The organism is Bradyrhizobium iriomotense, assembly GCF_030160715.1.
In the GTDB taxonomy this organism is placed as follows: Bacteria; Pseudomonadota; Alphaproteobacteria; order Rhizobiales; family Xanthobacteraceae; genus Bradyrhizobium; species Bradyrhizobium iriomotense.
Genome location: NZ_BSOW01000017.1, coordinates 16,604 through 26,580, shown reverse-complemented (window position 1 = coordinate 26,580; position 9,977 = coordinate 16,604). Strand labels below are relative to the sequence as shown.

Sequence of the window (9,977 nt, the reverse complement as noted above, 5' to 3'; positions counted from 1 at the left end):
AAACGTGCCGCGCGCGGTTCTTCGCCTTTGCATGGGGTTGTTTTTCAGAATTTGCTTGGCAGCGCTCCTCGCTCCGGCGCCATCGCGGCCTGGACCCAAACTCCGCAACAAGCCGCTCCGCAGCAGAGCGGCTCTGCGAAGAGGGGACGCGAGAAAGAAAAAGCCCGGCGCGAGCCGGGCTTTTTTATTTGGTCGTGCGCTGCGTCTTACCGGCGCAACATGCCGCCGACCACGCCGCCCATGACACCGCCGATGAAGGCTGCGCCGGCGGCGTCTCCGCCGCCGCTGCGCTGGACGGGTGCGGGAGCAGGCGCGCTGGCAGTGTTGCTGGGCGCGCGACGAGGAGGCTGCTGGCTGGAGTTGCCGCTACTGGCCGTCGGGGCGGTCGTCGCCACGATCTCGGAGAGCAGCGCCTTGTGCTGGAGCTTATTGAAGTAGCCGGAGTCCGGATAGCCGCGCGCGGCCTGCCAGCGCTTGATCACGCTGCGGGTCCCATCATCGAACACCCCGGTCACCTTGGTGTCGAAACCAAGCGCGGTCAGTCGACGCTGCACATCGCGGCGCGTGCCCTTGTCGAGCCCGACCTGGTCCTCGGTGAGCTGGGTCGCCTCGTCCGTGAAGGTCGCGGGATCGACGCCGGCATTGAGGTTGCGGGTTGTCGTCGACGGTCCGCTCTTGATGGCCGCCAGCCGCGCCAGCGCCAGGGCCTTGAACTGGCCGTTCGGATAGGCGGACAGATAAGCGTTGAGCTCTTCCGGTTTGTTGGATTCCTTCACCGAGCGCCAGTACTCGAGCTCGACATTGGCCGCATCGGTATTGCCGCTTGCTGCGGCCGGGGCCGGGCCCGTCGCTGTCGGCGCCGCGTTGGCCACCTGCTGGCCCTGCTGCGACGGATTGAGGTAGACAGCGCCGATCAGGTTGGTGTGGCCCCAGGGAAGCTGACCCTTGTGGGTCTCCTCGTTGACCTGGGCGCGCACCGACGTCATCGCCTGCTGGATCTCCATGCCGGGCTTGGTGATGTTGTCGATCAGCGCGCGGGTGAACGGGCTGTTGTTGCCCTCCTGGCCGTCCAGCGCGGTCTGGCCGGGCCCGGTGGCGAACGCGATCAGCGTTCCTTCACCGGACTTCATCTCGGCAAGGCCGCTCTGCACGTTGACGCTGCGGGTGGCAGAGTTCGACTTGATCTTGGCGGCAAAGGGATTGTCGCGGCAGGCGTCGAGGAACACCAGCTTGACCTTGGCATCGCCCATGGTCTGGTCGAGCGTCAGGTCGATGTTGATGGCGGCGCCGAGCTTGACGTCCATCTCAGACTTGATGTCGGCATCGACCGGCAGCAGGTAGTTGGTGCCGCCGACCGCAATGCCGTGGCCGGCGTAATAGAACACCGCGATGTCGGAGCCCTGCGCCTTGCGGCCGAAGTCCAGCAGCTTTTCCGTCATCTGGTCGCGACTGAGGTTGGACCCTTCGATCACCTCGAAGCCGACGTTGCGCAGCGTCGCCGCCATCGCCTTGGCGTCGATCGGCGGATTCGGCAATTGCGCGACGTTCTTGTAGGCGCCGTTGCCGACCACGAAGGCGACTCGACGGTCGGCCTTCGCGGCGCTGACCGACAACGCCATGCAGATCAGGGAAAGAAGGATGGTGAGGTAGCGCATCTGAAATCCCCCCAACAGAATCGAATTCGAAGCAGCACGAGATGGGCCTGAACTTACACGAAAACGCCGCGCGTCAGCACCCACAGTGCCCAACCCTTGCCGATAGCCGAGGATGGCCCGCGAGGCCGCCCCTTCAGCGTGATCCAGATCACGCTTTGCTACCCGGATTGGTCGCGGGCAGTCTCGAATTGGTTCACCGCGCCCGGGCCGGAACCTGTGTCGGCTTCAAATTCAGAAGATTGCCCAAGAGGATCAGCACAGCGCCGAAGACCGTCCAAGCGTCGAGCCGTTCCGAATACAAGAGCCAGCCGGCGGTCGCCGTCAGGGGAACCCGCAGGAAATCCATCGGCACGACGACGGTGGCGTCGGCGTAGCGCATCGCGCTGGCGAGGCAGTAATGTGCAAATGTGCCGCAGATGGCGACCACCATCACCCAGCCCCAGAGATAGGTCGGCGGCCAGGCCCAGACATAGAGCGCCGGAAAGAAGCCCGTGACCGCCTGCACGACAATCATCCAGAAGAGGATCGATAGCGCGCTCTCGGTGTGCGCCAGCGACTTCACCAGCACCATCGACACGCCAAAACCCATGGCGGCGCCGAGCGCGATCAACTGGCCGGGATCGATCTCGCCAGTGGCGGGACGGACGATGATGATCACGCCGACGAGGCCAAGCACGATGGCGGCAATCTTCCACGGCGTCATGCGTTCGGACAGGAAGCTTGCAGCCAGGATCGCGGTCCAGATCGGCATGGTGAACTCGATCGCCACCACCTGGCCGATCGGGATCAGCGTCAGCGCGAAGAACCAGCCGAGTTGCGAGACGTAGTGGATCAGGTTGCGCACGATGTGCTGGGGCAGGCGAACGGTCTTGAGCGTCGCAAAGCCGCCGGCGCGATAGATGATCGGATAGAGCAGGACGAGACCGATCAGCGAGCGCACTTCCATGAGCTGGAAGACGTTCATCTGCCGCGCGGCCTCGCGTCCGGCGACCGCCATGACCAGCGTCAGTGACAGCCAACCGGCCATCCACAGCGCGGCCATCGGTTTGGACGGGGTGATGCTCATCGGCGCGGAAGCAGGAGAGGGGATGTGAGAGGGCAGGCCGGTATCGGCGACCGGGCGCGCGTTTGCAACGGCCAAATCTGTGGATGCAGCGTTGCACGGCTGCGCGGGAAGGATGCCATGCCCAGCTAGGCGATGCGGCAAGGCATAAAAAAACGATCCGGCGGGGTGGCCGGATCGCTTGTCGAAAACAGATCGAAGTTAGCGCGACAGCGCGATGTTGGCGCCGCGGAACTGGCTGTCGGCCCGCATCGTGACCGTTTGCTTGCTGCCGCTGGTGCGCAGCGCGATATTGGCATTGAAGCCGGCGGTCGCGGCGACCACCTCGAAGCTTGCGCCGCCGCCGTGGCCCTGAATGACGCCGCTGATGTTGCGGCTGGCCTCGGTCCAGCTGCCGGTGATGGCATTGCCTTCTGCGCGGACACTGGCGGAAAGGTTGAACTTGTAGGCGTCGCTGGCGCAGGTCAGCACCATCTCCATGGCGGGACCTGTGGGCGCATACTTGGCACGGCAACGAATGCGCTCAGTCGATCCGTCGTCGAGGGTGACGGTGCCGCCGCCGCTCCAGTTGCCGGCGAGGGCGGCGAACGGGCCGGACTGCGCCTTGCTTTCCGTATTTGCGACCGAGGCCGCAAACAAAACGGCGGCCGCAACGAGCAGCCGCCGGTTCATGACCCGAGCCTCGGTTGGCTTATTGGCGCGATGCTTCCCACCGCCCGCTGCACGGTATGCCTCCAGATGCTCCATTCCACTTTCCCGATCCGGCGTTGCCGTTAAGTTGACCGTTGGCATATGCACCATTGATCGAAACTTTCACAAGACCCTCGCGGCCGATGGTGCCGGAAACGTTAGCGCCGGGCGCCGTGATGTGACCGTCGGAAACCGTCAGCATGGAGCTTGCGGTCGGCTCGCAGGAGCCGCTCTTGGTCACGATGGTGACCTGCCAGTTGCCGTCATAGGGGTTTTGGGCGAACGCGGGTGCCGCGAGCGAGCCGGTGGCAATCGCGGCGGTAAAAATCAACGCAATGCGATCAAAACGCATGAATTTCTGTCCTGCCTATGTCTGAGATGCTGACGCTTATTCGGGGGAAATGTGACAGAAATTTGCTGCATCGCCAAAGCGAAAATTGTTCCTGTGGAAACAATGGTTTATTTGCCTGCTCCCAACCCTTTTTTCGCGCGAAATCGGCCCGATTCGCGACGTTAAGGATGAATCGTCGGCGGCCACCTACGACAGGCTCGGCGCGGCGGTCGCGAACTGCTCATCCTGCACCTTCGCCGGCAGCGTTTTGTGGACCTTGATGTAGTCGATGACTTCCGCAAGCAGCTTCAGGCCGAGCGGGGCCAGCGCCCGCTCCCAAAGATCACGTGCCGTCTCGCCCTTCTTGACGAAGCACCAGTCCTGGGCGGCGATCGCGCCTGCGTCCATGCGGTCGGCGAGGTGGTAGATCGTGCCGCCGGCGATCGGGTCGCCCTCCTTGATGGTCCACTCCACGGCGGCCTTGCCGCGGTGACGCGGCAGCAGCGACGGGTGGTAGCCGACGCCACCAAGCCTCGAGACGGCGAGCGCCTCCCGGGAGACGCGGGCATGGCTGTGCGCGGTGATGATCAGGTCGGTGTTCGGCGCGATCTCGGAGGCGGCCACCAGCTTTGGATTGGCCTGGACCACCACCTCGATGCCGGCCGCGCGGGCGGTTGCGGCGAGACGGTCCTCATTATCGGCGACCACGACCCGCGCGATGTCTACGCTGTGCTCCCGGAGCATGTTCAGGGTGGTCACGCCGAAATGGCGGGAGCCGATCAAGGTGATGCGCATGGGGTCTCGGTTCCGTCTCGGGGCTGGGTCACCTCCGGATAACACGCCATAAGGCCCTGTCACCCCCCGCGAGCCCTTTGCGCCGGTTATCAACAATGCGCGGGACGCAAGCCTGTCGAACCGGCTGTCCGTTCGTCGCGTCCAACGACCCGTGCAACGCGAACGGGGGATCGCCGTGTCGAAATGGCCGAGATTGATGCTGATGAGCGGAATTGCGTCGGCGCTGCTCATCTATGAAATCACCAGCGCGACCGAGGCGCCGAGCCAGGCGCTGGCCGTGCTGCAGTATGTCCTGCTGGCCTGCGGCCTGATCGGCCTGGTCGGTTCGTTCCTGATGCACGCTCAGGACAAGTGACAGCCGGCGCGCTTCGGTCGCGCTCGCGTCCGAGGTCGTCACATCCTGGCATCTCCGCCATTGCGCCGCCTGCGGCGCGCGTGCTTCCATGCGTCAGGCCCTCGGCCTTCTCGGAGTTGCCGAATGCGAAGCGCATGCATCATCGCCTCCATCGTCGTTGCTGCCGCCGCGCTCGCGCCGCCTGCGCGCGCAGGCGAACTGTGGCCGGCGATCCCGCCGGAGATCGGCGTGGCGCCACGCATCGGACCGGCGTGGAGCGAATATCGCTGCAATCTGGGGCCGGTCTATAATTTCTATCATGGGGCCTATTACGGCGAGGAGCCGCCGGCGCTTCGGCGCGGCTACGCGTACCGGCCGTTCTACCGGTATTCCGCCTATCGCAAGCTGCCGCGGACCTATTTCTGCGTCGAGGTTGAGTAGTCGGGATTTTGAAGTTCATATGTTCTGTTTCAGACAGACCGATGCGCCGGTCCGCATTTAGGATACGTCTTGCCCGGGGCTGGCAGACGTTTCATCTCGCATCCATTTTCGAACCCGGCCGGCCGCTGGTGATATTGCCAGCGGCCTTTTCATGTCCGCGTCATCGCGCAAAAGAGCGCCGGACGAGCAGGGCAGTAACGGGTTCTCAACCGGCCTGGCGTATCGACGAATCTGTCGCGGATTTGTATTGCGTACCGCGACACAAGAGTTGGCCCGCCGGTGTGCAAACCCGGCGCGGCCCGTTCCTTCCTGGAATTACCGGATGCCGAGCGCGATTGAGCAGATCGTCGATACCTATGTCAGGCTGAAGAATCGCCGTGGCCTCGACGCGCTGATGATGCACCGCCAGCGGCTCGCGGTCGATCTGAAGAGCCGCTCCGGCTACGATTTCAGCCTGCCGATCGGGCAGGTCGACAAGGAGATCGCGATCATCGAGGCCGGACTGAGCCGGCTGAAATCGCCCAATCCGGCCGAGGCCTGACGCGCGGGGACGGTTCAATCTCGCGGCCGGACAAGCTCGGCATGCCGGGGAGCGCCAATGGGGTCCGCACAAAATATCGAAAACAACCCCATGCAAAGGAGCCAGTGGCCGCTGGCGTGAGGTATTGCGGATTTTACGAAATAACTTGACGCGTCGGGCAAATCACCGGCATGATGGCATCATCGAAGCGTGTTACATGGGCGTCCCGTCGATCGTCGCCTGAAGACCCCCAATCCGGCTGCGGCCGTCGCGCAGGCCAAGCTCAATCGGCCTTGCCGCCGTCGATCACCGTGAACAGCGGCCGCGCCTTGGTCGGCTCGACCAGGAGTTCATCGACCATCGCGCTCGCAGCCTCGACGTACTTCCTGGTCGGCTTGTCGAGAGGCCGCAGCGCCTCATCGTCGAGCGCGACCTTCGCCGCTTCAACCAGCTTGCGCATGCGTGCCGCGTGATCGTCGCCGGCCGTGAGCGTCGCCCGCGCCAGCGAGCGCAGCACGAACAGCTCGCCCTCGAGCCTGAGCAGGCGATCGTTGAGCTTGGCGAGGACGGCATTGAGATCCGGCATGGCGGCCTACGGCGAAGGGGCAAACGGCACCCGATCTAACCGCTCAGGGGTGAATGGACTGCAAACGGCGCCGCGCGAATTGGCGTCACCGTCACTGGTGGCCCGGCGGCATCCGGATCAAGAGGCTGATTGCGACGACCAGCAGGCAGAAGCTGCTCGACAGGACGAACAGGAAGAAGTCGTCCATCGAGAATTCGCTGGGGCGCTTGCGTCGGTTGGGATCATTCGACATCCACTGGCCCCTTGCAAAGCTTCCGTGATCGGCCCGCCATCTCAACAGGCCGCCTGGGGATTTCGTTCCGCGGGAACAGGTCCGTAACGCGTAAGGGGGCCTTCAGGGCCCGTCGCTACGGTCCTGGCCACTGTCCTCGAGCAGATTGAGCGCGGTGTCGACCTGCTCGATGAGGAGTTCGATTTGATCGCGCTCATGCGGGCCCGGATCGCCCTTGAGCCGCTCCAGCAGCTCCTGCTTGCGCGCGAGTAGGTTTGCCATGGTGCTCATTGCAACCTGACAAGCCGCTCGACCGCGCAAGGTTCCCCATCATCCGTTGCAGGGAAGACCAGCGAGCATGCCGGGCCCGGCAGTTCCGGACCCGGGGCGTCGCGTATCGCTGATCAATACCTTGATCAGTGACCGGTGTTGAAGCGCCAGTTCACGCCGAGCATGAAGGTTTGCATGTTCTGGCGCAGCTCGACCGGAAACATCGGGAGCGCCGCGCAACCGGGATTGTTGGTGCAGTTCAGCGTGTAGCCGTTCCTGCCGAAGTCGAAATAATTATACTCGGCCTTCAGCGAGACATTCTGGAGCAGCGCATATTCGATGCCGCCGCCGACCACGAATCCCGCCACGTTCCTCGAACCGATGAAGTCGACCGAGGTGCCCGCGAAATCGGTCTGGGTCATGGTGTGGTTGAAATGGGCAAACGCGGCACCGCCCTTGGCGTAGAACAGCACGCGATCGAATGCGTAGCCGACGCGGGCGGTGGCGGTGGCCATGCGATCGAGCTTGGTCGTCAGCAGGAAGCCGACACCGCCGCCGCCGGCCGGGAGCGTCACCGTCGTGTCCTTCATGTCGGCCCAGTCGAACTGGCCTTCGACGCCGACCACCAGCGAGCCGACCTGATAGTCGCAGCCGCCCTGCACGCCGGCCATCCATCCGCTGTCGTGATTGGTATTGAAGGAGAAGCTGGTAATGGGCTGTTGCTCGTTCATGCCGCGACCGCCGCCGCCATTGCCGCCGAGATAGCATCCGGTCCAGGAGAAGGTCGGGACCGCGGGCGCCGCCTTGTAGGGCAAAGACACGTCGGCCGCCATCGCCGAGGTGGCCATCGAGATGGCAAGCGCAATGACGCTGGAAAGTGTTTTGATCTTCATGGAAGTTTCGTCCTTCAAATTGACCTCAGCGCCGGTCCGGCGCGAGCGAGCGGAGTCACGCCAATGCGTGGGGAAAGGTCCTCTCGTGACCGACCGTATCCAGCAGGCTGCGCGGCGGCTGTAACCGTGAGGTCACAGAAGCGGTATCAACATACTGTTAGCTGCGCCGCCAAACGGGCTGGCGCGTCGGGCCATCAATGTGAGGCTCAGTGGGGTGTCGGCGGATGGCGATGATCGCGCCTATCAGCGCACGCCGGCCCAGCGCCGGCCGAACACGGGCGGTTTCGCCTTGATCGGCTCCCACCCGAAGAAATGATGATTGCCGGACCAGGTGTGGACCACCGCGTTGCAGACGCTGCACTTGAAACTGCCGGTGTGCCTGGCCTCATGCTCTTCTCTGGTCGCGGTGTAGTTCATGCTGCAGCTCGGGCAGGAGAATTCTTCGATCGTCCAGACGGTATTGGCCATGGCAATGCAACGCGTTTGAGGTGACGGCGCCAGTGTAGGTTTTGAGCGCTTGCTCTCGCGTAAATCGATCGGCGCAAATCCGGTTAACGGCGGTTAGGCAAATCCGGCTCTGAGTTGGGGCTTTTTCGAAGCGATGCCGCGTAGCCAGGTCGCCTTGACGCCCGATCCGTGGCTGGCAATAAGGCGAGGGCCTGCCCCGCGTGCCAATCGCGGCGGTCGATGGCGCCGGAAGTCGCGTTGATGTCGCAAGGAAAGCTGCGCCCGTGAAAACCCTCCGCCAGTTGCTGACGGGAGAGGACATTGTCCAGCTTCTGATCCGGCTCGGTCTGCTCGCGCTCCTGATCATCTGGACGTTCGTCATCATCCGGCCCTTCGTGCCGATCCTGACCTGGAGCGCCGTGCTGGCGGTCGCGTTCTATCCGGCCTTCAGCTGGCTCGCCAAGCTGCTTGGCGGCCGTCCCAGGACGGCGGCAATCATCCTCACCTTGATGACGCTCGGCATCGTGATCGGGCCCGCGACCTGGTTGGGGCTGAGTGCGGTCGAGGGGGCGAGGGAGCTCGCGCGCCAGCTCGGCACCGGCGACCTCGCGCTTCAGTCGGCCCCGGAGCAGATCAAGTCCTGGCCGATCATCGGCCCGCAGCTCTATGAGCTCTGGGAGCAGGCCTACAACAACATCCGCGCGGTGCTGCGCGAGGTGGCGCCGTATCTTCAGCCGCTGGCGGGGCCGCTGCTGTCGCTCGCCGGCGATGCCAGCGTCGGGACGCTGCAGTTTCTCGTCTCGGTCTTCGTCGCCGGCTTCCTGTTTCCCCACGGGCCGCGGCTGGTCGCCGCCGGCCGTGGCTTTCTGTTCCGCATCGTGCCGGAGCAGAGCGAGCATTTCCTGGAGCTCGCGGGCGCGACCATCCGCGCCGTGTCGCAAGGGGTGATCGGCGTTGCGATCGTTCAGGCGTTGCTCGCCGGCGTCGGCTTCAAGCTCGCGAGCGTGCCGAGCGCCGGCCTGCTCGCGTTCATCGTGCTGCTGCTGTCGATCGTGCAGATCGGCGCCTTCCTCGTCATCCTGCCCGTGATCATCTGGATCTGGACCGCAAAGGACGTCACGACGGCGCTGCTGCTCACCGTGTTCCTCGTCCTCGTCGGCTTCATCGACACCATGTTGAAGCCGCTGGTGATGGGGCGCGGGCTCAACACGCCGACCATCGTGATCTTCGTCGGCGTGATCGGCGGCACGCTCGCCCACGGCATCGTCGGCCTCTTCATCGGGCCGATCGTGCTGTCGGTGGCGTGGGAATTGGCGATGGCGTGGATCAGGACGGATCGGGCGGACGAGGAGTGAGGCAAGAGTCTCAACCCGCGGATGAGCCCCGTTACTACCTATAGTAATTTTCGGGCCTATCCTGAAATCGACGGGGTACCGTGCCTGTCGGATAGCAACGGCCGTCACGGATATCGAGGTCTACGCCATCGCTGCCACACGGCACCGCGTATCTGCCGTTTCGATAGCGAGGATAACCGCCGTCGCCGTATCCCCGGCGATAGTAGGCGTCCTGCTCCTGGGGCGCCAGATAGCCGTTCGGGTAGCAAAGGCCATCGCGGGCGCTCAGGTCCCAGCCGTTCCCACACGGGGGTGGGTGTCTCGGGACACCATACTGAACCTGATGGATTGAAGGTCGGGAATTGACGGCGACCGGAATGGCCTGACCCATGGCTAGCGCGGCTGCG

14 protein-coding genes are annotated in these 9,977 nt (G+C 64.1%); 4 read left to right on the top strand and 10 right to left on the bottom strand.

Annotated elements, in window-relative coordinates:
• Positions 1 to 206: 206 nt before the first annotated feature.
• From QQL28_RS23795 to QQL28_RS23775, 5 genes are all read right to left on the bottom strand, one after another.
• The gene (locus QQL28_RS23795; protein ID WP_284269191.1) at positions 207 to 1,655 is read right to left on the bottom strand and encodes a caspase family protein; all 1,449 of its coding nucleotides are present in this window, start codon (positions 1,653 to 1,655) and stop codon (positions 207 to 209) included.
• A 193-nt stretch (positions 1,656 to 1,848) separates the two neighbouring features.
• A complete protein-coding gene (locus tag QQL28_RS23790) occupies positions 1,849 to 2,721 on the bottom strand; it encodes a DMT family transporter (protein ID WP_284269421.1) in 873 nt (290 codons plus the stop codon).
• 198 nt (positions 2,722 to 2,919) lie between these two features.
• Positions 2,920 to 3,465, bottom strand: a complete 546-nt coding sequence (locus QQL28_RS23785) for a hypothetical protein (protein ID WP_284269189.1) — start codon at positions 3,463 to 3,465, stop codon at positions 2,920 to 2,922.
• Positions 3,410 to 3,760, bottom strand: a complete 351-nt coding sequence (locus QQL28_RS23780; RefSeq protein WP_284269188.1) for a hypothetical protein — start codon at positions 3,758 to 3,760, stop codon at positions 3,410 to 3,412. Before QQL28_RS23780 ends, QQL28_RS23785 begins: the two co-directional genes overlap by 56 nt.
• A 186-nt stretch (positions 3,761 to 3,946) precedes the next feature.
• On the bottom strand, positions 3,947 to 4,534 hold the full coding sequence (locus QQL28_RS23775; protein ID WP_284269187.1) for a formyltransferase family protein: 588 nt from the start codon (positions 4,532 to 4,534) through the stop codon (positions 3,947 to 3,949).
• Positions 4,535 to 4,736: 202 nt separating this feature from the next.
• Here QQL28_RS23775 and QQL28_RS23770 point away from each other — a divergent pair, with 202 nt between their 5' ends.
• The 3 genes from QQL28_RS23770 (at position 4,737) to QQL28_RS23760 (ending at position 5,850) form a co-directional block, all read left to right on the top strand.
• Positions 4,737 to 4,889, top strand: a complete 153-nt coding sequence (locus tag QQL28_RS23770) for a hypothetical protein (protein WP_284269185.1) — start codon at positions 4,737 to 4,739, stop codon at positions 4,887 to 4,889.
• A gap of 123 nt (positions 4,890 to 5,012) precedes the next feature.
• A complete protein-coding gene (locus QQL28_RS23765) occupies positions 5,013 to 5,309 on the top strand; it encodes a hypothetical protein (RefSeq protein ID WP_284269183.1) in 297 nt (98 codons plus the stop codon).
• 322 nt (positions 5,310 to 5,631) lie between these two features.
• Positions 5,632 to 5,850 (top strand): hypothetical protein, encoded by a 219-nt coding sequence (locus QQL28_RS23760; RefSeq protein WP_284269181.1) that lies wholly within the window; start codon positions 5,632 to 5,634, stop codon positions 5,848 to 5,850.
• A gap of 262 nt (positions 5,851 to 6,112) precedes the next feature.
• On the opposite strand, the gene QQL28_RS23755 is transcribed toward QQL28_RS23760, so the two are convergent.
• The 5 genes from QQL28_RS23755 to QQL28_RS23735 all read right to left on the bottom strand — a co-directional run bounded on the left by QQL28_RS23755 (position 6,113) and on the right by QQL28_RS23735 (position 8,257).
• Entirely contained in the window at positions 6,113 to 6,415 is a 303-nt protein-coding gene (locus QQL28_RS23755) for a hypothetical protein (RefSeq protein ID WP_283035490.1), read from the bottom strand.
• A gap of 91 nt (positions 6,416 to 6,506) precedes the next feature.
• Positions 6,507 to 6,647, bottom strand: a complete 141-nt coding sequence (locus tag QQL28_RS23750) for a hypothetical protein (protein ID WP_284269178.1) — start codon at positions 6,645 to 6,647, stop codon at positions 6,507 to 6,509.
• 102 nt (positions 6,648 to 6,749) lie between these two features.
• The gene (locus tag QQL28_RS23745) at positions 6,750 to 6,908 is read right to left on the bottom strand and encodes a hypothetical protein (RefSeq protein WP_284269433.1); all 159 of its coding nucleotides are present in this window, start codon (positions 6,906 to 6,908) and stop codon (positions 6,750 to 6,752) included.
• A 134-nt stretch (positions 6,909 to 7,042) separates the two neighbouring features.
• On the bottom strand, positions 7,043 to 7,789 hold the full coding sequence (locus tag QQL28_RS23740; protein WP_284269176.1) for an outer membrane protein: 747 nt from the start codon (positions 7,787 to 7,789) through the stop codon (positions 7,043 to 7,045).
• A gap of 243 nt (positions 7,790 to 8,032) precedes the next feature.
• Complete coding sequence (locus QQL28_RS23735) at positions 8,033 to 8,257, bottom strand: hypothetical protein (RefSeq protein ID WP_284269174.1); 225 nt, start codon at positions 8,255 to 8,257, stop codon at positions 8,033 to 8,035.
• A 263-nt stretch (positions 8,258 to 8,520) separates the two neighbouring features.
• On the opposite strand from QQL28_RS23735, the gene QQL28_RS23730 reads away from it, so the two are divergent.
• On the top strand, positions 8,521 to 9,591 hold the full coding sequence (locus QQL28_RS23730) for an AI-2E family transporter (protein WP_284269173.1): 1,071 nt from the start codon (positions 8,521 to 8,523) through the stop codon (positions 9,589 to 9,591).
• Positions 9,592 to 9,977 lie beyond the last annotated feature (386 nt).

Coding starts and splice junctions, on each gene's coding strand:
- QQL28_RS23740 (WP_284269176.1), bottom strand. CDS start 7,789: ATGAAGATCAAAACACTTTCCAGCGTCATTGCGCTTGCCATCTCGATG.
- QQL28_RS23795 (WP_284269191.1), bottom strand. CDS start 1,655: ATGCGCTACCTCACCATCCTTCTTTCCCTGATCTGCATGGCGTTGTCG.
- QQL28_RS23770 (WP_284269185.1), top strand. CDS start 4,737: ATGAGCGGAATTGCGTCGGCGCTGCTCATCTATGAAATCACCAGCGCG.
- QQL28_RS23750 (WP_284269178.1), bottom strand. CDS start 6,647: ATGTCGAATGATCCCAACCGACGCAAGCGCCCCAGCGAATTCTCGATG.
- QQL28_RS23735 (WP_284269174.1), bottom strand. CDS start 8,257: ATGGCCAATACCGTCTGGACGATCGAAGAATTCTCCTGCCCGAGCTGC.
- QQL28_RS23755 (WP_283035490.1), bottom strand. CDS start 6,415: ATGCCGGATCTCAATGCCGTCCTCGCCAAGCTCAACGATCGCCTGCTC.
- QQL28_RS23790 (WP_284269421.1), bottom strand. CDS start 2,721: ATGAGCATCACCCCGTCCAAACCGATGGCCGCGCTGTGGATGGCCGGT.
- QQL28_RS23780 (WP_284269188.1), bottom strand. CDS start 3,760: ATGCGTTTTGATCGCATTGCGTTGATTTTTACCGCCGCGATTGCCACC.
- QQL28_RS23775 (WP_284269187.1), bottom strand. CDS start 4,534: ATGCGCATCACCTTGATCGGCTCCCGCCATTTCGGCGTGACCACCCTG.
- QQL28_RS23785 (WP_284269189.1), bottom strand. CDS start 3,465: ATGGAGCATCTGGAGGCATACCGTGCAGCGGGCGGTGGGAAGCATCGC.
- QQL28_RS23765 (WP_284269183.1), top strand. CDS start 5,013: ATGCGAAGCGCATGCATCATCGCCTCCATCGTCGTTGCTGCCGCCGCG.
- QQL28_RS23745 (WP_284269433.1), bottom strand. CDS start 6,908: ATGGCAAACCTACTCGCGCGCAAGCAGGAGCTGCTGGAGCGGCTCAAG.
- QQL28_RS23760 (WP_284269181.1), top strand. CDS start 5,632: ATGCCGAGCGCGATTGAGCAGATCGTCGATACCTATGTCAGGCTGAAG.